We start from the raw sequence: 21,528 nt of genomic DNA on the forward strand, positions 1-21,528 counted from the left end.
GCTTGCTGTGCGAGCGAGGCCTCATCGTCGAGCGCGAGCGCTGGCAACAGGATGAAGCGGGACTGGCCGCCTACTGGGCCAGCCTCGGCCTGCCGCCCCAACGAGAAGACGAGCTGCGGGTCAGCCTCTTTACCTACGAGAGCGAGGCGCTCAGGAGCCTGGTCGAGGGCTGGCGCCAGAGCGTCACCCCCGTCACCCTGCTGCTGCCGCTGGGGCGCTCCCTCGACGACGTGCTCATCGGCGCAGGGCTGGCAGAGGCCATTCCCGGTGCCCGGGCCGGAGATCTGCTCCAGGCGGGCAACCTCACCATCAAGCTGCTGCCGATGACCGATCAGAGGGGCTACGATCGCCTGCTGTGGAGCTGCGATCTCAACCTGGTGCGCGGGGAGGACTCCTTCGTGCGGGCCCAGTGGGCGGGGCGCCCCTTCCTCTGGCACATCTACAAGCAGGAAGAGGATGCCCACATGGTCAAGCTGGACGGTTTTCTCGACCACTACCTCTCCCCCTTGCCAGCGCCGGCCGGTCAGTGGCTGCGCCGCTTCAACCATGCCCTCAACCGGGGGGAGCATACGGGTGAACTCTGGGCACAATGGCCGCAATACGCGGCCATATGGCAGCAACATGGGCGCACCTGGCCACAGAGGCTGCTGGCGGACGGGGATCTCGTCACGAGGTTGGTGAAATTTTTAGAAAGCCGTATATAATCTGGCAGTTTTTATCCGTCCGTTTCACGAACAGGAATTTTTTACATGAAAACCGCACAGGAAATCCGCGCTGGTAACGTAGTCATGATCGGCACCGAGCCGATGGTGGTCCAGAAGGCTGAATTCAACAAATCCGGCCGTAACTCCGCCGTGGTCAAGATGAAGCTGAAGGGTCTGCTGAACGGCAGCGCCACCGAGACCGTCTTCAAGGCCGACGACAAGCTGGAAGTCGTTCAGCTGGAGCGTAAAGAGTGCACCTACTCCTACTACTCCGACCCGCTGTATGTCTTCATGGACACCGAGTACAACCAGTACGATGTCGAGAAAGACAACCTGGGTGATGCCCTGAACTACCTGGTAGACGGCATGGAAGACCTCTGCGAAGTGACTTTCTACAACGAGAAAGCCATCTCCGTAGAACTGCCGACCACCATCGTGCGTGAAGTCGAGTACACCGAGCCGGCCGCCCGTGGCGACACCTCCGGTAAAGTGACCAAGCCTGCCCGCCTGAAGGGCACCTCCTACGAGCTGGCCGTTGCCGCCTTCGTGGAGATCGGTGACAAGATCGAAATCGACACCCGTACCGGTGAATTCAAGCGTCGCGTCAACTAAGTTGACCCCTTGATGTGATTGCAAAAAAAGCGAGCCAAGGCTCGCTTTTTTATTGGCTGGCACCTCACGGCCGGCCTGATGAGAAGCCGTGCCCCTAGCGGCGATGGGCCAGTGCCCGCACCAGCCTGTCCCCCACCCCCTGTACCAGTTGCACCAGCAGCAGCAACATGACCACTGTCCCTGCCATCACCTTGTCGTCAAAGCGCTGGTAGCCGTAGCGGATCGCTAGATCCCCGAGCCCGCCGCCACCGACCACCCCCGCCATGGAGGAGAAGCCAATGAGCATCACCACCGTCAGGGTGAGTCCGGCCAGCAGCGCCGGCAAGGCCTCGGGCAGCAGCGCCTTGACGACCACGTGCCAGCCGCTGCCCCCCATGGCGAGCACGGCTTCGACGCGCCCCTTGTCCACCTCATCGAGGGCGCTCTCCACCACCCGGGCAAAGAAGGGGAAGGCCCCCAGGGTAATGGGAACGATGGCGGCGGTGCTGCCCAGTGAGGTGCCGACCACCAGCCGGGTCAGGGGGATCAGGGCGATCAGGAGCACCACGAAGGGGAGCGACCGCCCGATGTTGATACCGATCCCCAGCACCATGTTGAGACGGGGCAAGGGCAGCACGCCCCCGGGACGGGTCACCACCAGCAGCACCCCGGTCGGCAGCCCCAGCAGCAGAGTGAACACGGCCGCCACTCCCACCATGTAGAGCGTTTCGAGCGACCCCTGATACATCAGTTCAAGCAAGGCATCGACACTCAGGCGACTCTGCATAAACGCACCTCCTCTGTGACTCCGTGACGCGCCATGAAACGCCGCAGGATCTCGGGATCCGGCAACAGGGCCTGCCGCACGCGGGAGTCGGGGTTGGCCAGCAGGGTGCCCAGAGCGCCGCTTTCCACCAGCTGACCCCGTTCAAGCAATGCCGCGTGATCGCAGATGGCCCTGACCACCTCCAGCTCGTGGGTGATGAGTACTATGGTGATCCCGAGGCGGCGGTTGATGTCGGCAAGCAGCGCCAGCACCGACTCCGTGGTCTCCGGATCCAGGGCACTGGTCGCCTCGTCACAGAGCAAGTGGCGCGGATTGGCGGCCAGGGCGCGGGCGATGCCCACTCGCTGCTTCTGCCCCCCCCGACAACTGGGAGGGGAAGGCGCGACGGTGCTCGCCAAGCCCCACCAGTTCCAACAGCTCGCTGACCCGGGCCGCCCGCTCCCGGCGCGCCACTCCGGCGATTTCCAGCGGGACCGCCACGTTCTCCTCTACGCTGCGGGCGTGCAGCAGATTGAAGTGCTGGAAAATCATGCCGGTCCCCTGACGGTGGCGGCGCAAGGCCGCTCCCTCCAGGGCCGTGATGTCGCGGCCATCGAACAGGATGCGGCCCCGGCTTGGCCGCTCCAGCAGATTGAGGCAACGAATGAGCGTGCTCTTGCCCGCGCCGCTGCGCCCGAGAATGCCGTAGATGGCCCCATCCGGAATCTCGAGCGACACCCCCTCCAGAGCGGGTTGCCCGTGCCCCGGGTACTGCTTGCCGAGCCCCTCCAGCACTATCATGACTGCCGCCCGGCCACCGGGATCACCGACCCCTTGTAGCTCTTGCGAATGAAGTCGGCGATCGCCCTGGACTCCAGATCCCGCGCCAACTGGCGGATCCGCGGATCATCCTTGAGCGCCGGGGTGGTCACCAGGATGTTGGCGTAGGGATTGTTCTGGGCGCTCTCCAGCCCCAGGGCATCGCGAGCAGGCTCCAGCCCCGCCTCCAGGGCATAGTTGCCATTGATCACCGCCAGATCCACGTCGTCAAGGGAGCGCGGCAGCTGCGGCGCCTCGATCTCCAGGATCTTGAGCGCCTTGGGGTTGGTGGCGATATCGTGCACCGTCGCCAGATCCCGCGCCGGATCTTCATGGCCGGCCTTGAGGGTGATGAGCCCCTCGTGCTGCAACAGATAGAGGGCCCGGCTCAGGTTGGTGACATTGTTGGGCAGGGCTATCACCGCCTTTTCCGGTACCTCCTTCAAGTGCTTGAACTTCTTCGAATAGATGCCAAGAGGCTCCACGTGTACGGTCGCGGCCACCACCAGCTCGGTGCCGAGCGCCTTCTCCTGATCCCGCAGGTAAGGGACGTGCTGGAAGTAGTTGGCATCCACATCACCCGCCACCAACAGGGCATTGGCATTGATGCCGCCGCTGAGCTCGATCACCTGCAGATCCAGCGAAGGGTCCTGGCGTTTCACCTCGCCGAGGATATCCGCATGGGGCAGTGGATCCGCGGCAACCCGCAGCGCCTGGGCTGCCTGGGCGGAGAGAGAGAGTCCGAGGGCCAATACCAGGCCGCTCAGGGAAAACAGTCCGTGCTTGTTCATCTTGTGCTCCTTGCCATGCAATCAATGGGTGGTTTCGCCGACCGCCAGCGCCCGGGGCGCCGGCAACAGATCGGCATGGTGGCGCAATGCCACGTCAGGGTGGGAACGCAGCCGCCCCTTGAGGTAGTTCCAGCCCACCTCCCGCAGCAGCGGATTGTGCGGGTCGGTGGCAGGCCCCCTGGCTTCACGGGCCAGTGCCTCGGGCAGCGGATAGACGGGCACCACAGCGTCGAGCTGGGCCCCCAGGAAGAAGGCGATGGAGAGACGCTCCTGCCCCGGCGCCGACGGCACCACCCGGTGCACGGTCGCACGCAGGTAGCCGTTGCTGGCGAGCTCCAGCAGCTCACCGATGTTGACCACGAAGGTGCCAGGGAGCGGGAGCGCGTCGATCCAGTGATCCGGCGCCACCTCCACCTGCAGGCCGGGCTGGTCATCCTGCAGCAGGAAGCTCAGGAAGCCCGAATCCTTGTGGGGACCGACCCCCTGGGTGGCGCCCCGCTCACCGGGATAGCGGATCAGCTTGATATGTTCGTTGGGACGCTCTCCGTGCAGGGCATCGAAGGCATCTGGCGACAGTGCGAGCGCCTCGGCAAAAGCCCCGAGCAGGGTACGGGACATGCGGGTCATCTGCCCACGCCAGCGCGTCAGCACGGGTTGCAGTGTCGGCAGCGCCTCCGGCCACTGATTCGGCCCCTGCAACCGCCACCAGGGTGGGTCGCCCGCCGCGCGCGGCAAGGCTGGGCGATCGGCACCGATATCAAACTGCTCTCGCCAGTCGGGTTGACCCCGGGTCAGCTCCGCCCCCGGTCGGTTGTAGCCACGAAAATGGGGAGAGTGGATCATGGCGACCTGCTGCTTGGCCGCCAGAGGCAGCGCAAAGAAGGCCCGCGACAGCTGCTGCACCTCCTGTTGCAGCTCGGGATCGATGCCGTGGCCGGTCAGGTAGAAAAATCCCGTCTCTCTCGCGGCATCGCGCAACGATGCCAGAAAATCGGCCCGGGCGTCGGGCGAGGCATCCAGCTGCCTCAGGTCGAGGATGGGCAAGTGAACCAAGGTGCTCATGGCGATAACGCTCCCTGTCGATGGAAAGTGAGGGTGAATCTCTCGTTCTGACGAGACAGGGGGGGAGAATTCTCCGCCTGCGGCCAGTGACGACATGCCCCGGCCCCCTGTCTGCCTGCCCTTACTGAACCATGTATGGGTCACAGGATGGAACAATCAAAACCGGGAATGCTTTGCCATTTGGAACAATCCCGGGCCCGTGCCCGGCCCGCCGGTCAGACCCTCTTCGCCACCGCCGATGCCGATGTGCCCCCTTGCCCTAAAGAAACCCCCGGCGAGGCCGCTATGAGGGAGTGCTGGAGGATCCCCCATGACATTTCGCCCCTATCTGCTGCTGACCCTGCTTGCTTTTGCCGCCCACGGCGCCGGGCAGGCACCGTCAGGCGCCGCCCCGGATCCAGCCCCCCTGGTTCCCCCCGACTACTGGCAGAGCAGCGACTGGCAGGGAATACCCGACAGCACCAGGGTGGACAAGCAACAGGTACTGTTTGCCAAGCACGACAGCGACAACTACGTGGGTCTGGTTATCCTGCTGCCCGACTGGCAGCGCAGCGGCCAGCTGTGGCAACTGACCCGGGAGCTGGGGCGCCTCGGTTTCGATACCCTGCTGCTGCTCCCCTCGCCGCAGCAGACCGAGCTCGACCCCGCCGCCGAGAAGAAACAGCAGGTCATCGACGATTTTCGCAAGCAGTTTGCCTCCCGCATCAGCAAGCTGGGGGATGCCAAGCTGCAGGAGGGGGGCTTCAAGCTGCTGCTGGCCCAGGGTACCAGCGCCGCCTGGGCCGCCAACCTCATCGCCAGCGAACAGTTGCCCGCCCCCGATGCCCTGGTGCTGCTCGACGGCTTCTTCCCCAACCAGCTGAGCAACCAGACCCTCGCCAAGCAGATAGCCCAGGGCAGCATCCCTACCCTGGATCTCTATCAGGAGGAGGGAGGACGCTGGCCCCTGCTGGCGGCCGAAGCCCGCAGAAGCGAGAGCCGCCGCAGCCACAAGCTCAACTACCGCCCCTATGCCCTGATGGATCTGGAGGAGACGCCGGGGCGCATCCAGGGCTGGCTGACGCACCTGGGCTGGATCTGAGTCCCTCCGAGGCACAGCCACCCGCCTTTTGCCTTCCCCATCGGACTTGACCCGATGCCACCGCGCTGGTCAGCCGCCCTCCATGTTTGGCATCATGTCCGAACCAATGGCAGGAGGCTTCATGCAGCAAATCGTGTTTCTCGACAGCGACACCCTGGACACCGGCATCAATCTGCGCCGCCCCGATTTTCCCCATCACTGGCAAAGCTACCCGACCACGGCGCCGGATCAGGTGGTGGAGCGGCTCAAGTGCGCCAGCATCGCCATCATCAACAAGGTGCGCATCGGGGCCGATGAACTGGCCCAGCTGCCCGAACTGCGCCTGATCGCTCTGGCCGCCACCGGCAGCGACAACCTGGATCTGGAGGCGTGCCGCGCCGCCAATGTCGCCGTGTGCAATATCCGCAACTACTCGGGCCCTTCCGTCCCCGAGCACGCCATGGCCCTGATGCTCGCCCTGTCGCGCAACCTGTTCGCCTGGCGCCAGTCCCTGCTGGAGGGGCGCTGGCAGCAAAGCGGCCAGTTCTGCTTCTTCGACCACCCCATCACGGATCTGCATGGCAAGCGCCTCGGGATCATCGGCAAGGGAACCCTGGGACAGGCACTGGGACAGCGGGCCAGCGCCATCGGGATGGAGGTTTACTATGCCCAGAGCCAGGTCGGCTCCCCGGGGGATGACGACAGACTGCCCCTGGATGCCCTGCTGCAAAGTTCGGATGTGATCAGCCTGCACTGCCCGCTCACCCCCTACACCCGCCATCTCATCGGGGAGCGGGAGCTGGCCCTGATGAAACCGGGCGCCCTGCTCATCAACGTGGGCCGTGGCGGCCTGGTGGACGAGCAGGCGCTGCTCGAAGCCCTCGGCAACCGCCGTCTGGGCGGCGCCGGTTTCGATGTGGCGAGTGTCGAGCCGCCGCCTCCGGATCACCCCCTGATGCAGGCCCTGCGTTACCCCAATTTCATCCTGACTCCCCACGTGGCCTGGGCCAGCGAAGAGTCGATGCAGCGCCTCGCGGATCAGCTCATCGACAACATCAACGCCTTCTCCCTTGGCAGGCGCCAGCACCGGCTGGTGTAAGAGGCCGCTCGCCGCCCCTCACGGGCCGGCAGCGGGATCAAAAAAGGGGCCAAAGGCCCCTTTTTGTCGATCAGCTTGCCGCGGCATCAGTCGTCATACCATCTGTGCTTGCGGTGCTTTTTGTGTTTCTTGTGGTGCTTGTGATAGCGCCTGTCATCGTAATAGCGATCGCCGCGGCTCTCGTGACCATCCCCGGTCCTGGCTCCGATGGCGGAGCCACCGGCACCACCGATACCGGCGCCGATCAGCTGGCCCGTGCTGCCACCGACACTCTTGCCGATGGCAGCCCCGCCCAGGGCACCGACGGCGCCGCCGAGCGCAGCTTCGTTCTTGTTGCCCCTATTGGCCGTGGCCGCACCACCGGCCGCGCCCCCCAAGGCTGCCCCCACCAGGGCGCCGGTGTCGCCACCCAGCTCCTTGCCGATCATGGTGCCCGCCACCCCGCCGGCTCCGCCGCCGAGAATGGTATTGAAGGTCTCGGATGCCTGCACCTGTCCTGTGCCCAACAGCAACGCCCCCAGCAGCGCCAGTGCGCTCATGCCAAACGGTTTCATTTTCATGGGGTACTCCTGTCAAACCTGATGATTGATTATTTTTCCCTGCACTATACAAAGCCCCCTGACCTGCGCCACTGCCGCAAGGGGCACCTCACGGCCAGCCCTCCCTGTCTCCGGTTCGCGACACGATGCAAGAAAGCAGGCTAACCACCTGAAACCACATCAAAAAAAAAGGTCACACGAGAAATCATCCCCGTCATGACCCTTTTCTAGGCCCAAAGGCCCTTTTTTGCAGCGATCACCGTCAGACAGATACTGTCACAACCTCCCCGTCAACGGGCGACGACGCCGCCAGATGCCAGCAATCCCGCCCCTGGTGCTTGCTCTCGTACAGGCAGGCATCCGCCCGCTCGAGCAGCGTCAGGGCATCATCCGGATAGCGCGCGCCGCCGGCGCTCAGGGTGATGGCGTCGGCGAACTCCCGCCATTTCAGGGCTTTCACCCGACCGAGCAGGTGGGTCAGGCGGCATTCCACCTCCGCCTGCTCCCAGGGCAGCAAGGCCGCAAATTCATCGCCCCCGATGCGGTAGACCTGCTCATCCCCCAGGGTTCTCGCCATGATGGTGGCCACCCGAAACAGCACCGCATCCCCCACACCGTGTCCCCAGCTGTCGTTGACGCGCTTGAAGTTGTCCACATCGAACAGCACCAGCCAGTAGGGCCTCCCCGCCTGCTCCAGCCCGGCCCGCTGCTGATCGAAGGCTCGCCGGTTCAGGATGCCGGTGAGAGGGTCGTGGAGCAGGGCATCCTGCCCTTGCAGCAGGCTGTTTCGCACCTGTTCTATCTCCCCCAGGCTGCCGTGCACGAACCAGGTTCGCTGACGCCGCTGGATCTCCTTTCGCGCCTCATCCTGGATGAGGCCGCTTAGCGAGCCCTGCACCAGCGCCTGCTCCTGGCGAAAGATCCGCACCAGAAACCACAGGCTGCACAGCCAGATGCAGAGCAATGCCAGGGCGGGCAGCACCACCATCAACAGGGTGTCTTGCAGGTTTTCATGAAAATGGGAGGGGGGGAGATAGACGTTGAGATCCCACTCCATCCCCTCCAGAGCGTGTTGCAGGTGGCGACCTGCCCAGAACCCGTCCAGGCCGGCCGCCTGCGTCTCCCGCTCGAGACGGGGCGGCAACAGCGACAAATTGTGCCCCACCACCAGCTTGCCGCCCTTGCGCTCGGTGATGTAGAGGGCCACCGGATCCTCACCCACCGCCCGGTGCAACGCCCCCTGCAAGGCGCTGAACGACATGTCCACCATCAGCAGTCCAAGCAGTTGCCCCTCATGATCCTTGACCCGCTTGATGAGGGTCAGTACCTGCCGAGCCGAATCGAACTCCGGGTAGGGACCGAACCAGACGAGATCATCGCCCTCGCCGGACAGGGTCTGATACCAGGGCCGCGCCTGTGCCCGGTAGCCCTCCGGTTGCTGCCAGTCGGGATAGCCGTCGAGCCGATGGGTGCGCGCGTTGTAGAAATAGAGGAAGTGGGCGTCGTACTTGAACTGATGGGCAATGGCCCAGATGGGATTGATGGCCGATGCCCCGGCAGCGATGGCCTGCTTGTCCAGGGACGCCTCCAGCACGCCAAGCTGGCGGCGGTTGTCCTGCGCCATGTCCTGGAACAGGGTGGCGTCGAGGGCGGCCAGCATGTGACCGTAACCCGCCACCGTCTTGTCGATGCTGCTCAGGTAGCTGGCTGCCGCCAGCAACAGGGTGGCGATCAGCACCAGCCCTCCCAGGAGAAACGACAGCGGAGTCAGTATGTAATAGCGTTCCTTGATCAGCGCCGCCGTCATGTCACTCTCTATAAAATGTCATATTGGATGAATTTTATAGATTAAAAATCTGCAAAAGATATTGATTGAAGTCATTAACATCCACTGCTAATGATAAAAAAGATATCAAGGTGTCTCGCGGCCATATTCACATCCGTCATGTGAATATCCATAAAAAGTAGAAACAGTCATTACTCCTCGTTGACGGTTTATTGCCCGCAAGGTGTTATAGTCGATGACTCTAGAAATCGGAGCCAGATGACCTTTGTCGGCAACGCTGGCGGTGATGATTCATCAACCAAGGAGATGTTATGAGCAGTCCGTTTATCGAACAGATCAAAGCACGTCGTACCATCTATGCCCTGGGCAACCGGGTGACCCACTCCGAGACCCAGCTGACCGCCCTCATCAAGGATGCCGTCAAGCACAGCCCCTCTTCGTTCAACTCCCAGAGTTCCCGCGCCGTCATCCTGTTCGGCGAGCAGCACCACAAGCTGTGGGACATCGTCAAGGCGGAGCTCAAGAAGATAGTGCCGCCGGAGGCCTATCCCCAGAGTGAAGCCAAGATCAACGGCAGCTTCCGCGCCGGGGCTGGCACCGTGCTCTTCTTCGAAGACACCGCCGTCATCGAGGATCTTCAGCAGAAATTCGCTCTCTATGCCGACAACTTCCCCATCTGGTCCGAACATGCCACCGGGATCGCCCAGTTCGCGGTCTGGACCACCCTGGCCCAGGAGGGCATCGGCGCCTCCCTGCAACACTACAACCCGCTCATCGACGATGCGGTGCGCAAGGAGTGGGACCTGCCCGCCAGCTGGCTGCTTCGTGCCCAGATGCCTTTTGGCAGCATAGAGCAACCTGCCGGCGACAAGACCTTCATCGACGACGACGTGCGTTTCCGGGTCTTCAAGTAAGCCTTCACGCCCCCTCCACCAGGGGGCGTTTTCTTCTCTCCCCCTCGTTCACCCTTGTCACGTGCCAGCCATACTCTGAACAAACGCTCTCTTGTCAGGAGGTCCCCATGGGGGACATCGCACGCCAACGTACCTCATGCACATTGACGCCCTTGTCCGCTCTGTTGTGTGTCGCCGCCCTGGTACTGCTGTTCTCGCTGATCGGCATCTTCACCCGCCCCCCCAACCTGCTGGCGGCCTTCTGGCCTGCCAATGCGGTCCTGCTCGGCTGCATGGTGCGCTATCCACGCCTGGCCACCCCGGCGGGCTGGGCCGGCGGCATACTGGGCTTTTTTCTCGCCGCCCTCTTCACCGGCGAGCCCCTGTTCAAAACCATCCTGCTGACCTGCGGCAACCTGGCCGGCATCGGCGTCGGGTATCTGCTGATGCATCGGCTCGCGCCTGCCGACAAGCTCCTCAGGCGCCCCACCTCCCTCGTGCTCCTGCTGCGAAACACCCTGGCCGCCTCCCTCGCCGCCGGCGTGGTCGGCGCCATCATCAATCCCATCCTGTCTCTGGGCCCCCCGCTCTACGGGCTGGGCTTCTGGTTTGCCAGCGAGCTGGTGAACTACATGACCATACTGCCGGTGCTCCTGACACTGCCTCCCCATGACAGCGTGCCCCCCTGGCGCACCCTCCTTTACCGCACCGAGTTCTCCTGGGCCAGATTGATGCCGCTGCTGAGCCTGGTGGCCTCCCTGCTGCTCACCCTGCTCGTCGAGGGGCCGGGATCCATCGCCTTCCCGGTACCGGCGCTGCTTTGGTGCGCCGTCACCTACTCCGTCTTCGCCACCAGCCTGCTGACCCTGAGTTACAGCACCCTGATCCTGATCGCCCTCTCAAACGGCCACCTCGTCATCAATCACGATGTCCAGACCCAGTACTGGATGTTCTCCGTCCGGATAGGGGTCATGCTGATCGCTCTCACCCCCCTGACCGCCGCCAGCATCATGGCGGCCCGCAACAGCCTGCTGCGGGAGATGAGACACCTGGCCCACCACGATCACCTGACCGGTGCGCTGAACCGGGCCGGCTTCTGGTCGGCCGCCAACGAACTGCTCCAGCACCTCACGGTGCAGCGCTACCCTGTGGCGGTCTGCATGCTGAACATCGATCATTTCAAACGCATCAATGATCGTCACGGTCACGAAGAGGGTGACAACCAGTTGAGCAGCTTCGCGGCCCGGGTGCGCGACCAGCTTCGACCGGGAGATCTCTTTTGTCGCCTGGGGGGAGAGGAGTTCGTGGCCATCTGGCCCGGCCTCAGCGAGGAGCAGGCCATGGCAGTTGCCGAGCGGCTGCGAAAAATCGTCGCGCAGCCAGGGGAAGAAACTGGAGCAGAGCCCGCCGTCTGCATCACAGTCAGCATCGGTATCGCCTCCCAGAAAGAGGGCCCCTTCAATCTGGACGAGCTGCTCTCTCGCGCCGATCAGGCGCTCTATCTGGCCAAGCACAATGGCCGCAACCGGGTGGAACGCTATTCGGCTGAGCAGGCTTCCCCCAGCATCGGGCAATCTTGCGGCGCCTGAATGGCGTGCCCCTTGTCGTCATCATCCTGCCTCTGCCGGCAGCGGGGCGGGCAGATGAAGATGGAGCCCGTCCGGTGCCACCTCGATCTCGATCCCGCGCCAGTCCCGCAGCCAGCCCTTGAGCCTGTCGTCATACCGCCTTGTTCCCCCCATCTGCACCACCTGGCAACCCGCCTGCAGGGCGCTGGCGATGCCCGCTGGTGCATCCTCGAACACCAGGCAATCGGCCGGAGCCAGTCCCAACCGGCTGGCAGCCAGCAAATAAGGCTCGGGATCCGGCTTGCCCCGTACCACATCACCGGCACACACCAGGAGTCGGGGCAGCGGCAATCCGGCGTGCAGCAGCCGGTGCTCTGCCACCCTCCGGCTTGCGGAAGTCACCAGAGCCCAGCGCGTCGACGGCAGCTGTTCGAGCCGTCGCCGGGCACCGTCCAGGGGTATCGGCGCCGCAGCGTATTCCATCTCCAGATCGTCGAGCAGGGCCACCTCCACTGCCATGTCCAGCTGGGGAGCCAGGGCCCCTATCACCTCCCGTGAGCGCACGCCGTGACACATGGCGAGCACGGGAGCGGGATCCAGCCCATGGTGCTGACACCAGCGCCGCCACACGACTTCCACGTCGCCGGTGGAGTGGACCAGGGTCCCGTCCATGTCCAGCAGCAGGGCCGCAGCCTTCACGCGCACCGCGCTCACAGGGCTCTCCCCGCCAGCGCATCGGCGAAGACCTGCCGCTGGGCAGCGGCCTCGTAACAGGCGAGCGCCTGCTCCGCATTGCTGGCCCACACCGGCAAGGGGGCGACGACGAACCCCTGCTGCAACAGGCTGGTCAGCAGCTCCCCGGTCTCCGGTGCGGCCAGCGGCTGAGCCATCACCAGGCTCCCCTTGATCAAAAACAGATAGCGTTCGCTCGACATGACATGACTCCTTGTGGCTGAACAGCGGGCAAGCAGGCCCGTTTCGAGACCATTAGAACAAGGAGACTAGATAACTTATAATCAATAAATCGCCACATTGGATAACCAAATGGAATGAGATTCGACCTGAGACAATTGCAGGCCTTCGTCATGCTGGCCGAGAGTGCCAACTACCGGGAAGCGGCCAGCCGGCTTTTTGTGACGCAACCGGCCCTGACCAAGCAGATCCAGGGGCTGGAGCAGGCCCTCGGCAGCACCCTGTTCAACCGGGGCCGCCACGGGGCCGAGCTGACCGCCATCGGCCTCCAGTTGCTGCCCCAGGCCAGGGCTCTGGTGGATCACGGCAAGGGATTCGAGCAGCATGCCCTGGCGCTGGCAAGCGGTGCCGCCGGACGCCTCAACATCGGGTTCGGGCTCTCCAGCTTTGCACTGGCCCCCTCCCTGGTGGCCCGTTTCAAACAGCAGGCCCCCGACGTGCTGGTCCACCTGCGGGACACCACCTCCGCCATCCAGCAGGAGCACTTGCTGGCGGGTCGGCTGCAACTGGGCTTCATGCGACGGCCTGATGCGCCGCAGCTGAGGGAACACAGGTTGCTGACGGACAGGCTGGTGCTGGCCGTCCCCACCCGGGTGGCAGGGCCGGACTTCGACCTGGAGCGGGCGCTGATCCGCGATCCCTTGCTGCAGATGGTGGGCCATCGCTGTCCGGGTCTCAGCCAGCAGATCGCCCGCTTCCTCGGTGCCAACCGGCTGACCGGTCTCATCCAGGAGGCGGAAGACATCCAGACCCTGGTCGCCCTGGTGGCCGCCGGTATCGGCAACGCCATCCTGCCGCGCAGCGTAGGGTTCATCGCGGGCAAGGAGGTGACCCTCTACCCTCTCTCCGGCCCCTGGTCGGAATGGGAAATCAGCCTGGTGTGGAACCCGGAATTTGCCGATCCCATTCGGGATCGCTTCCTCGCCATGGTGAGAGAAACGCACCCCGAGCCCGCATGAGATGCATGAGATGCATGAGATGCATGAGATGCATGAGATGCATGAGATGCATGAGATGCCTGCAGGAGAGGATGGCCGGGCTCAGTCCCGTTCCGCCAGCTCCGCGACCTTGATGATCTCGGCAATGCGACCGAGCATGCGCAGGGAAGCCTGATGTTCTGCGGCATCCGCCGCCGCGCAGGCATCTTCCAGGATGGTGATGGCGTAGTCCCGATCGTGACCATCTCGCACCGCCCCCTGAATGGCCCAGCTGGTGCTCACGCCGCACACATAGAGATGCTCGATGCGATTGGCCCGTAGCGCCGGCTCCAGCGCCGTGCCGTAGAAGGGGCTGACCCTGGGTTTGGTCAGCACCAGATCCCCGGGTTGCACATCGAGCTCCGGGTGAAAGTCGGTGCCGCTGTCCGCCAGGGAGAGGGCCCCGAACTGCCGGGCACGGCCAAACATGGGGGAACCCCTGGGATGCAGCAGATAGCCCTCGTCAAACCCCACCTTGATGAGCACCACCAGCCAGCCGTGAGCGCGGGCATGAGCCAGCGCCTGATTGGCGTGCGCAATGGCGTCCTGCTCGATCACCTGGGCCGCCGAGGCGGCGATGCGCCCGTCCGGGTGGGCGATGTCGTTGATGAAATCGATCACCAGCAATGCCTTGTTCATGGTGTGCTCCCCCCTTGCCTGAGGCCGTTTTGCCCCTGGGCCGCCAGGATCACTCCTCGCGGCCATATAAAAAACCGGCTGGCACCATCACACGGATTGATATGCCACCCGATTGGCACCTGGCAGTGCCACGCACTGCCTCATACCAGCCCAAGCGCATAGCGTAGCGCCATCTCCTTGAGGGGGCCCGCCTTGTCCGCCAGATTCAGCGCCAGGTTGCGGGCAAGCCTGAGGGGGCCTATCTCGTTGCTGAAGACCCCGTAGAAGAGATCCATCCCCGACTGCATCAGCAGGTTGTCAGGGCGGCGTCGCCCCTCGTAACGCCCGGCCAGCGCCAGCTCATGCCACAGTGCCCCCGCCTTGCCGAGCAACCCGGCCCAGCAGGCCACGTCCTTGAAACCGAGGTTGACCCCCTGCCCCGCCAGCGGGTTGATGGTGTGGGCCGCATCCCCGAGCAGCACCACTCGCCCGGCGTGATAGTCGTTGGCGTGGCGGCGCACCAAGGGGAAGCTCCCCTTGGCCGTCACGGTGAAACCGCCAAGGCGGCTGGGGAAGTGGCGGCGCACCTCGACGGCCAGGGCCTCGTTGCTCATGGCGGCCAGCGCCCGGATGCGGGCCGGGCTGTCATACCAGACCAGGGAGCCATGGCGGCCCGGCAGCGGCAGGAAGGCGCGCGGGCCGCTCGGGGTGAACTGCTGCCAGGTGATGTCTTCCTGGGCAAAATCGGTGTCGATGTTGATCAGCATGCAGTGCTGGCGGTACTCGAAACGCGACACCCCGATGCCGGCCAGTCGCCGGGTGTGGGATTCGGCACCATCGCAGGCCAGCACCCAGCGCGCCTGCAGCTCGGTGCCGTCATCCAGGGTCAGCACGGCGTCATCCGCACTCTGGCGCAGACTCGTCACCGCCGCCGGGGTATGGGTCTGGATGGTCGGGAAATCCTCCATCCTTTTCAGCAGGGCGAGCTGGATCAGCCGGTTCTCGATGATGTAGCCGAGCTGGGGCAGCCCGAGATCCACCGCGTCGAAGCGGGTAGCGAAGCCGTCCAGCTCCCAGGTCTCCAGCCGGCGATAGGGGCACAGCCGCATCTGCTGCAGATATTGCCAGGCACCGGCCCGGGTCAGCAGCGCCACCGAGGCCTGACTGATGGCGGAAACCCGCAGATCCAGCGGCTGCTCGGGGGCATAGGGCTCGGGCAACCGGGTCTCGATGACCCGTACCGAGAGCCCCTCTGCCGCCAGCAGGCAGGCGGTGGCGGCGCCCACCATGCCGGCGCCGACGATGGCGATATCACACTGTTCCATAACTTGATTCCTGCAAGGAGTCCCCGCGATAAGGGGCAAGGGCCGAACCGAATGGGGCATGATAACGCAAGGAGGCGGCAGAAACAGTGAGAGGGATGCGCAATTGCCGACGACAAGCCGGCCCTGATGGCGGCGGGCGGCCCCAGACTGGTCAGCACCGGGATTGCGGAGTAAAATGGCCGGTCCTTTGACCCTGCCGATTTCAAAACCAGTCACGAGAAGCAATGAGCAAGAAACTTCATATCAAGACCTGGGGCTGCCAGATGAACGAGTACGACTCGTCCAAGATGGCGGACCTGCTGGATGCCAGCAATGGCTACACGCTTACCGAGGAGCCGGAAGAGGCAGATGTGCTGCTGCTCAACACCTGTTCCATCCGCGAGAAGGCCCAGGAGAAGGTGTTCCACCAGCTCGGTCGCTGGAAGAAGCTCAAGGCGAAAAAACCGGGGCTGGTGATCGGGGTGGGCGGCTGCGTCGCCTCCCAGGAAGGGGAGAACCTGCGCAGCCGGGCGCCCTATGTGGACATCGTCTTCGGACCCCAGACCCTGCACCGCCTGCCGACCATGATCAAGCAGGTGCAGGAGGGGCGCGGTGCCCAGGTGGACATCGCCTTCCCCGAGATCGAGAAGTTCGACAACCTGCCCGAACCCCGTGCCGAGGGGGCGACCGCCTTCGTTTCCATCATGGAAGGCTGCTCCAAGTACTGCTCCTTCTGTGTGGTGCCCTACACCCGTGGCGAGGAGGTGAGCCGACCGCTGGATGACGTGCTCTATGAAATCGCCCAGCTCGCCCAGCAAGGGGTGCGCGAAGTGAACCTGCTCGGCCAGAACGTCAACGCCTACCGGGGGCCGACCTTCGACGGGGAGGTCTGCACCTTCGCCGAGCTGCTGCGCCTGGTGGCTGCCATCGACGGCATCGACCGCATTCGCTATACCACCAGCCACCCGGTCGAGTTCACCGACGACATCATCGAGGTCTATCGTGATACCCCCGAGGTGGTCAGCTTCCTGCACTTGCCCATCCAGAGCGGCTCCGACCGTATCCTGACCATGATGAAGCGCCCGCACACCGTGCTGGAGTACAAGTCCAAGATCCGCCGCCTGCGCGCCGTGCGTCCCGACATCACCATGAGCTCCGACTTCATCGTCGGCTTCCCGAACGAGACGGACGAAGACTTCGAGGCCACCATGAAACTCATCGAGGAGATCAACTTCGACATGAGCTTCAGCTTCATCTACAGCCCGCGCCCCGGCACCCCGGCCGCGGACCTGCCCGATGACGTCGACATGGAAGTGAAGAAGGCCCGCCTGACCCGACTGCAAAACCGCATCAATCACCAGTCCATGCTCATCGGCCGCGCCATGTTGGGCTCGGTGCAGCGCATCCTGGTGGAGGGGCCCTCCAAGATGGATCCCATGCAGCTCAGTGGCCGCACCGAGAACAACCGGGTGGTCAACTTCGAAGGGCCGCACCGCCTCATCGGCGGCTTCGCCGACGTGGAGATCACCGACGTACGCCCCTACTCCCTGCGCGGCCGCTTCATCCGCGGCGAGGACGAAATGAACCTGCGCATCGCCACGGCCCCGAGCGAGATCCTCGCCCGTCGTCCTGACAACGTGCCCGATGATCTGGGCGTTGCGGCCTTCAGACCCCATTGATGACTCTCTCCCCCGCCCCGTGGCGGGGGAACAACCGATAAGAGGACACCTTGAGCCGACACATCTCCACCCTGAATCTGCATCTGGAACCTGCCGACAACCAGCGCCTCGCCAGCCTGTGCGGACCCTTTGACGACAACCTCAAGCAGCTGGAGCGACGTCTCGGCATCGAGATAAGCTACCGGGACAACCACTTCCAAGTGATCGGCAAGCAGGCCCAGGTGGAGGCGGCTGCCGTCATCCTCAAGCACCTCTATGTGGAAACCCAGCCCCTCAAGGGGAGCAAGGTGAGCGACATCACCCCCGAGATGGTGCACCTGGCGGTGCAGGAGTCCCGCGTGCTGGAGCAGGACGACGAACCCGCCCCTTCCCTGCCGTATGGCAAGGAGGTCACGGTCAAGACCAAGCGCGGTCTCATCAAGCCCCGCAGCCCGAACCAGGCCCAGTACATCGCCAATATCGTGCGCCACGACATCAGCTTCGGCATCGGGCCCGCCGGGACCGGCAAGACCTATCTCGCCGTGGCCGCCGCCGTGGATGCCCTGGAGCGCCAGGAGATCCGCCGCATCCTGCTGACTCGCCCGGCGGTGGAAGCCGGTGAGAAGCTCGGCTTCCTGCCCGGCGATCTTTCCCAGAAGGTGGACCCCTACCTGCGCCCCCTCTACGACGCCCTGTTCGAGATGCTGGGCTTCGAGCGGGTGGAGAAGCTGATGGAGCGCAACGTCATCGAGGTGGCGCCGCTCGCCTACATGCGAGGCAGAACCTTGAATGACGCCTTTATCATCCTGGACGAGGCCCAGAACACCACCACGGAGCAGATGAAGATGTTCCTGACCCGCATCGGCTTCAACTCCAAGGCGGTGGTCACCGGCGACATCACCCAGGTGGACCTGCCCCGCAGCACCAAGTCCGGCCTGCGCCACGCCCTGGAGGTGTTGCAGGGGGTCGATGGCCTATCCTTCAACTTCTTCGAGTCCAAGGACGTGGTGCGCCATCCCGTGGTCGCCCGCATCGTCCAGGCCTACGAGGCATTCGATGCCCAGCAGGCGGCCGAGAAGAGCGCAGCCACTCCCCGCAAAGAGAACACCAGCAAAGAGAGTGCCCAATGAGCGTGACCCTGGATCTGCAACTGGCCTGTGCCAGCAACGACGGCCTGCCGACCGAGGCCCAGCTGCAAGGCTGGCTCGACGGCACCATTCTGGGCTTCCAGCCCGAGGCCGAGGTGACGGTGCGCCTAGTGGACGAGGCGGAGAGCCGCGAGCTCAACCATACCTATCGCGGCAAGGACAAGCCCACCAACGTGCTCTCCTTCCCCTTCGAGGCGCCGCCGGGTCTCGAGCTGCCCCTGCTCGGGGATCTGGTGATCTGCCGCCAGGTGGTCGAGGCCGAAGCCGTCGAACAGGGCAAGCCCCTGATGGCCCACTGGGCTCACATGGTTGTGCATGGCAGTCTGCATCTGCTAGGTTATGACCATATCGAGGACGAGGAAGCCGAGGAGATGGAGCAGCTCGAGCGCGACATCATGCAGGAACTGGGCTTCGCCGATCCTTATCTGAACGACGAAGAGTAACGAACTGGATGGTCATCGTCTTGAAACAGCCGATGCCCATCCTCATATAGCCACAACGATTTCAAGTGTGTTCATACGAGTAACCAAGAGAGAAAATGACCGACGATCACCCTAGTACCGGCTCGCCGAAGAAAACCTGGCTCGACAAACTCAGCCAACTCTTCCAGGGCGAGCCAAAAGACCGCAATGATCTGGTAGAGGTCATCGCCGATGCCGAAGAGCGGGACCTCATCGATCAGGACACCAAGGACATGATCGAGGGCGTGCTCGAAATTGCCGAGCTGCGCGTGCGTGACATCATGATCCCCCGCTCCCAGATGGTGACCATCGAGAAGTCCCAGCCGGTGGACGAGTTCCTGCCGGTCATCATCGAATCCGGCCACTCCCGCTTCCCGGTGATCAACGAAGACAAGGATCACGTGGAGGGCATCTTGCTCGCCAAGGATCTATTGCCGTTCGGTTTTGGCGGCCAGCATGCCAGCGAGCCGCTCCAGCTGGAGAAGATCCTGCGTCCCACGGTGATCGTGCCTGAGAGCAAGCGGGTCGATCGCCTGCTCAAGGAGTTCCGGGAAGAGCGCTACCACATGGCCATCGTGGTGGACGAATTTGGCGGTGTCTCTGGCCTCGTGACCATCGAGGACATTCTGGAGCTCATCGTCGGCGAGATTGACGACGAGTTCGACGACATCGAGGACGAGCCGGAAGAGATCCGCCGCATCAGCAAGCGGGTCTTCTCGGTGAGCGCGCTGACCGAGATCGAGGACTTCAACGACTTCTTCGGCACCCAGTTCAGCGATGAAGAGGTGGACACCGTCGGCGGTCTGGTGATGCACGCCTTCAGCCACCTGCCCAAGAAGGGTGAAGAGATCGAACTCGACGGCTACCTGTTCAAGGTGATGCACGCCGATCGCCGTCGCCTGCAACAGTTGCAGGTGAAGATCCCCGAGCATCATGCGGCGGCGCAGCCGGAGTCCTGATCCCGCCCAGCCCCACGCACATCCCGCGCCCCTCTCGTCAGGGGCGCTTTTTTTGCCTCTCTCCCGCCGCGCGACCGCCCCTGGGCCCACGCCGACCGCGAGGCTCGCCGTTGACCCGGTTTGCGGTTAAGATGTCGGCCATTGTGTTTCCATTCAGTCCAATTCGAGCCCCGATCCCCCGTGAAATCGAAACTCCTGACCAGCCTGTTTGCCATTGCCAGCGGCGCCATCGCCGTGTTGGCCTTCTCCCCTTTCGGCTACTGGCCCCTGGTGATCCCCTCCCTGCTCGGCCTTTACGCCCTGCTGGACAAGGCCACCCCCAAACAGGCAGCCTGGCGCGGCTTCGGCTACGCCATGGGTCTGTTCCTGCCCGGGCAGTGGTGGATCCACGTCAGCATGACGGAGTTTGGCGGCATTCCGCTGCCGGCCGCCTTCGTGCTGCTGGCCGGGCTCTGCGCCTATCTCTCCCTCTACCCGACCCTGGCTTGCTGGCTCTTCGCCCGCTTCTTTGTCGGCCGCCACTGGAGCCGCTGGCTGCTCGCCTTCCCGGCGCTCTGGCTGATGGCCGACTGGCTGCGGGGCTGGGTGATGACAGGCTACCCCTGGCTCTGGTTCGGCTACACCCAGATAGACGGCCCCCTCAAGGGCTTCGCTCCCCTTCTCGGGGTGCAGGGCATCACCCTCGCCCTGCTGCTCACCGCCTCCGCCCTCTGGCTGGTATGGCAGCACCGCAAGCCGGCCTGGCTGCTGCTCCCCGTCGCCCTGGTGGGCGCCGCCCAGGGGCTGATGCAGCTCAACTGGGTGACCCGGGGTGAGCCGGTCAAGGTCGCGCTGGTGCAGGGCAACATCGAGCAGTCCCTCAAGTGGGATCCGGAGGCCCTGGTGCCGACGGTACGCAAGTATCAGGATCTCAGCCGCGAGAACCAGGATGCCGACATCATCGTCTGGCCGGAGTCCGCCATCCCGGCCATCGAGAAGGAGATGGGTTCCTATCTGGAGAGCCTGGACAAGGCGATGAAGGTGAACGACACCGGCCTGCTGGCGGGGATCATCCATTACGATCTGAAACAGCAGCGCTTCTTCAATACCGTGCTCGGCATGGGGGTGCAGGATGCTGAGGGCAAGGAGTCCTACTACTACGAGCACAAGAACCGCTACTACAAGTACCACCTGCTGCCCATCGGCGAGTTCGTACCCTTTGAAGATCTGCTGCGTCCCATCGCCCCCTTCTTCAACCTCCCCATGTCCTCCTTCAGCCGGGGTGACGAGGTGCAGCCGAACCTGATCGCCAAGGGGCTCAAGTTTGCCGCCGCCATCTGTTACGAGATCATCTTCCCGGACGAGGTGCGCCGCAATGTGCAGCCGGATACCGACTTTCTGCTGACCGTCTCCAACGACGCCTGGTTCGGCACCAGCATCGGCCCCTGGCAGCACATGGAGATCGCCCGCATGCGCGCCCTCGAGCTGGCCCGCCCGCTGCTGCGCGACACCAACACCGGCATCACCATCGTCACCGAGATAGACGGCAGCATCATCGCCCAGATCCCACAGTTCGAGGCTGGAGTATTGCGCACCGAGGTGCGTCCCGCTCACGGCGTGACCCCCTATCTGCGTTTTGGCAGCTGGCCCATGTATGGCCTGGCCGCCGCCCTGCTGGGGCTGGCCCTGTGGCTGCGTCCCCGTGCCCACCCCTGGGCGCGCAAGGGCTAAGACCACACAACGCCGATAAACAAAAGAGGCGCCCTTGGGCGCC

Annotated in this window: 23 protein-coding genes; 12 read left to right on the plus strand and 11 right to left on the minus strand. The window is 64.0% G+C overall.

The genetic code is table 11. The features are described 5' to 3' along the window. Together earP and efp are read left to right on the plus strand one after the other, a co-directional pair. Positions 1-704 (plus strand): elongation factor P maturation arginine rhamnosyltransferase EarP (gene earP / locus MUW49_RS14540; RefSeq protein WP_244812904.1); only part of this gene is annotated, 704 nt, incomplete at its 5' end. A 45-nt stretch (positions 705-749) separates the two neighbouring features. Then, positions 750-1,316 (plus strand): elongation factor P, encoded by a 567-nt coding sequence (gene efp / locus MUW49_RS14545; protein ID WP_010673788.1) that lies wholly within the window; start codon positions 750-752, stop codon positions 1,314-1,316. Between the two features lie 94 nt (positions 1,317-1,410). On the opposite strand, the gene MUW49_RS14550 is transcribed toward efp, so the two are convergent. From MUW49_RS14550 to MUW49_RS14565, 5 genes are read right to left on the minus strand one after another with little or no spacing between them, the layout of a single operon-like run. After that, positions 1,411-2,082: a methionine ABC transporter permease gene (locus MUW49_RS14550; protein WP_010673787.1), complete on the minus strand. Its 672-nt coding sequence runs from the start codon at positions 2,080-2,082 to the stop codon at positions 1,411-1,413. Beyond that, a complete protein-coding gene (locus MUW49_RS21935; protein WP_348521189.1) occupies positions 2,067-2,423 on the minus strand; it encodes a hypothetical protein in 357 nt (118 codons plus the stop codon). The genes MUW49_RS14550 and MUW49_RS21935 overlap by 16 nt, the downstream gene beginning before the upstream one ends. Next, a complete protein-coding gene (locus tag MUW49_RS14555; protein ID WP_280520811.1) occupies positions 2,374-2,862 on the minus strand; it encodes an ATP-binding cassette domain-containing protein in 489 nt (162 codons plus the stop codon). The genes MUW49_RS21935 and MUW49_RS14555 overlap by 50 nt, the downstream gene beginning before the upstream one ends. Beyond that, the gene (locus MUW49_RS14560; RefSeq protein ID WP_143237191.1) at positions 2,859-3,671 is read right to left on the minus strand and encodes a MetQ/NlpA family ABC transporter substrate-binding protein; all 813 of its coding nucleotides are present in this window, start codon (positions 3,669-3,671) and stop codon (positions 2,859-2,861) included. Before MUW49_RS14560 ends, MUW49_RS14555 begins: the two co-directional genes overlap by 4 nt. Before the next feature lie 21 nt (positions 3,672-3,692). Beyond that, a complete protein-coding gene (locus MUW49_RS14565; RefSeq protein ID WP_039041093.1) occupies positions 3,693-4,733 on the minus strand; it encodes an isopenicillin N synthase family oxygenase in 1,041 nt (346 codons plus the stop codon). A gap of 310 nt (positions 4,734-5,043) precedes the next feature. Here MUW49_RS14565 and MUW49_RS14570 point away from each other — a divergent pair, with 310 nt between their 5' ends. After that, complete coding sequence (locus MUW49_RS14570) at positions 5,044-5,814, plus strand: DUF3530 family protein (RefSeq protein ID WP_039041094.1); 771 nt, start codon at positions 5,044-5,046, stop codon at positions 5,812-5,814. Positions 5,815-5,935: 121 nt separating this feature from the next. Beyond that, complete coding sequence (locus tag MUW49_RS14575; RefSeq protein ID WP_048207117.1) at positions 5,936-6,892, plus strand: D-2-hydroxyacid dehydrogenase; 957 nt, start codon at positions 5,936-5,938, stop codon at positions 6,890-6,892. A gap of 86 nt (positions 6,893-6,978) precedes the next feature. Here the strand turns inward: MUW49_RS14575 and MUW49_RS14580 are convergent, their stop codons facing one another. Both MUW49_RS14580 and MUW49_RS14585 read right to left on the minus strand, forming a co-directional pair. Further along, positions 6,979-7,452, minus strand: coding sequence for a YMGG-like glycine zipper-containing protein (locus MUW49_RS14580; protein WP_244812905.1), 474 nt, complete (start codon positions 7,450-7,452; stop codon positions 6,979-6,981). Positions 7,453-7,693: 241 nt separating this feature from the next. Further along, positions 7,694-9,238 carry a sensor domain-containing diguanylate cyclase gene (locus MUW49_RS14585; protein WP_244812906.1) on the minus strand — a complete coding sequence of 515 codons (1,545 nt, stop codon included), beginning with the start codon at positions 9,236-9,238 and terminating at the stop codon, positions 7,694-7,696. A gap of 290 nt (positions 9,239-9,528) precedes the next feature. Here MUW49_RS14585 and MUW49_RS14590 point away from each other — a divergent pair, with 290 nt between their 5' ends. Next, positions 9,529-10,131, plus strand: coding sequence for a nitroreductase family protein (locus MUW49_RS14590; RefSeq protein WP_201887857.1), 603 nt, complete (start codon positions 9,529-9,531; stop codon positions 10,129-10,131). Positions 10,132-10,238: 107 nt separating this feature from the next. Beyond that, positions 10,239-11,699, plus strand: a complete 1,461-nt coding sequence (locus tag MUW49_RS14595; protein WP_244812907.1) for a GGDEF domain-containing protein — start codon at positions 10,239-10,241, stop codon at positions 11,697-11,699. 21 nt (positions 11,700-11,720) lie between these two features. Here MUW49_RS14595 and MUW49_RS14600 read toward each other — a convergent pair whose 3' ends face one another. Further along, complete coding sequence (locus MUW49_RS14600) at positions 11,721-12,392, minus strand: HAD-IA family hydrolase (protein ID WP_128296495.1); 672 nt, start codon at positions 12,390-12,392, stop codon at positions 11,721-11,723. Beyond that, positions 12,389-12,613: a hypothetical protein gene (locus MUW49_RS14605; RefSeq protein WP_010673776.1), complete on the minus strand. Its 225-nt coding sequence runs from the start codon at positions 12,611-12,613 to the stop codon at positions 12,389-12,391. Before MUW49_RS14605 ends, MUW49_RS14600 begins: the two co-directional genes overlap by 4 nt. 114 nt (positions 12,614-12,727) lie before the next feature. Here MUW49_RS14605 and MUW49_RS14610 point away from each other — a divergent pair, with 114 nt between their 5' ends. Continuing rightward, complete coding sequence (locus MUW49_RS14610) at positions 12,728-13,609, plus strand: LysR family transcriptional regulator (protein ID WP_128313182.1); 882 nt, start codon at positions 12,728-12,730, stop codon at positions 13,607-13,609. 81 nt (positions 13,610-13,690) lie between these two features. Here the strand turns inward: MUW49_RS14610 and MUW49_RS14615 are convergent, their stop codons facing one another. Then, positions 13,691-14,266 (minus strand): isochorismatase family cysteine hydrolase, encoded by a 576-nt coding sequence (locus MUW49_RS14615; RefSeq protein WP_128313183.1) that lies wholly within the window; start codon positions 14,264-14,266, stop codon positions 13,691-13,693. 140 nt (positions 14,267-14,406) lie between these two features. Next, the gene (locus tag MUW49_RS14620) at positions 14,407-15,570 is read right to left on the minus strand and encodes an FAD-dependent monooxygenase (RefSeq protein WP_128313184.1); all 1,164 of its coding nucleotides are present in this window, start codon (positions 15,568-15,570) and stop codon (positions 14,407-14,409) included. A gap of 224 nt (positions 15,571-15,794) precedes the next feature. Between MUW49_RS14620 and miaB the strand changes: the two genes are divergently transcribed. The 5 genes from miaB (at position 15,795) to lnt (ending at position 21,485) form a co-directional block, all read left to right on the plus strand. Next, positions 15,795-17,228: a tRNA (N6-isopentenyl adenosine(37)-C2)-methylthiotransferase MiaB gene (gene miaB, locus MUW49_RS14625; RefSeq protein ID WP_010673772.1), complete on the plus strand. Its 1,434-nt coding sequence runs from the start codon at positions 15,795-15,797 to the stop codon at positions 17,226-17,228. Between the two features lie 50 nt (positions 17,229-17,278). Next, a complete protein-coding gene (locus MUW49_RS14630; RefSeq protein ID WP_103243595.1) occupies positions 17,279-18,337 on the plus strand; it encodes a PhoH family protein in 1,059 nt (352 codons plus the stop codon). After that, positions 18,334-18,798: an rRNA maturation RNase YbeY gene (gene ybeY, locus MUW49_RS14635; RefSeq protein WP_103243596.1), complete on the plus strand. Its 465-nt coding sequence runs from the start codon at positions 18,334-18,336 to the stop codon at positions 18,796-18,798. The genes MUW49_RS14630 and ybeY overlap by 4 nt, the downstream gene beginning before the upstream one ends. Before the next feature lie 95 nt (positions 18,799-18,893). After that, a complete protein-coding gene (gene corC, locus MUW49_RS14640) occupies positions 18,894-19,775 on the plus strand; it encodes a CNNM family magnesium/cobalt transport protein CorC (RefSeq protein WP_010673769.1) in 882 nt (293 codons plus the stop codon). A 180-nt stretch (positions 19,776-19,955) separates the two neighbouring features. Further along, the gene (gene lnt, locus MUW49_RS14645; RefSeq protein WP_161470057.1) at positions 19,956-21,485 is read left to right on the plus strand and encodes an apolipoprotein N-acyltransferase; all 1,530 of its coding nucleotides are present in this window, start codon (positions 19,956-19,958) and stop codon (positions 21,483-21,485) included. Positions 21,486-21,528: the final 43 nt, after the last annotated feature.

This window comes from Aeromonas sp. LsrichE-8G, from assembly GCF_022869435.1.
GTDB classification, from domain to species: Bacteria; Pseudomonadota; Gammaproteobacteria; order Enterobacterales; family Aeromonadaceae; genus Aeromonas; species Aeromonas caviae.

Coding starts and splice junctions, on each gene's coding strand:
- MUW49_RS14585 (WP_244812906.1), bottom strand. CDS start 9,238: ATGACGGCGGCGCTGATCAAGGAACGCTATTACATACTGACTCCGCTG.
- miaB (WP_010673772.1), top strand. CDS start 15,795: ATGAGCAAGAAACTTCATATCAAGACCTGGGGCTGCCAGATGAACGAG.
- MUW49_RS14560 (WP_143237191.1), bottom strand. CDS start 3,671: ATGAACAAGCACGGACTGTTTTCCCTGAGCGGCCTGGTATTGGCCCTC.
- efp (WP_010673788.1), top strand. CDS start 750: ATGAAAACCGCACAGGAAATCCGCGCTGGTAACGTAGTCATGATCGGC.
- MUW49_RS14615 (WP_128313183.1), bottom strand. CDS start 14,266: ATGAACAAGGCATTGCTGGTGATCGATTTCATCAACGACATCGCCCAC.
- MUW49_RS14610 (WP_128313182.1), top strand. CDS start 12,728: ATGAGATTCGACCTGAGACAATTGCAGGCCTTCGTCATGCTGGCCGAG.
- MUW49_RS14580 (WP_244812905.1), bottom strand. CDS start 7,452: ATGAAAATGAAACCGTTTGGCATGAGCGCACTGGCGCTGCTGGGGGCG.
- MUW49_RS14565 (WP_039041093.1), bottom strand. CDS start 4,733: ATGAGCACCTTGGTTCACTTGCCCATCCTCGACCTGAGGCAGCTGGAT.
- MUW49_RS14550 (WP_010673787.1), bottom strand. CDS start 2,082: ATGCAGAGTCGCCTGAGTGTCGATGCCTTGCTTGAACTGATGTATCAG.
- ybeY (WP_103243596.1), top strand. CDS start 18,334: ATGAGCGTGACCCTGGATCTGCAACTGGCCTGTGCCAGCAACGACGGC.
- MUW49_RS14595 (WP_244812907.1), top strand. CDS start 10,239: ATGGGGGACATCGCACGCCAACGTACCTCATGCACATTGACGCCCTTG.
- corC (WP_010673769.1), top strand. CDS start 18,894: ATGACCGACGATCACCCTAGTACCGGCTCGCCGAAGAAAACCTGGCTC.
- MUW49_RS14590 (WP_201887857.1), top strand. CDS start 9,529: ATGAGCAGTCCGTTTATCGAACAGATCAAAGCACGTCGTACCATCTAT.
- MUW49_RS14555 (WP_280520811.1), bottom strand. CDS start 2,862: ATGATAGTGCTGGAGGGGCTCGGCAAGCAGTACCCGGGGCACGGGCAA.
- MUW49_RS14570 (WP_039041094.1), top strand. CDS start 5,044: ATGACATTTCGCCCCTATCTGCTGCTGACCCTGCTTGCTTTTGCCGCC.
- MUW49_RS14575 (WP_048207117.1), top strand. CDS start 5,936: ATGCAGCAAATCGTGTTTCTCGACAGCGACACCCTGGACACCGGCATC.
- MUW49_RS14605 (WP_010673776.1), bottom strand. CDS start 12,613: ATGTCGAGCGAACGCTATCTGTTTTTGATCAAGGGGAGCCTGGTGATG.
- MUW49_RS14620 (WP_128313184.1), bottom strand. CDS start 15,570: ATGGAACAGTGTGATATCGCCATCGTCGGCGCCGGCATGGTGGGCGCC.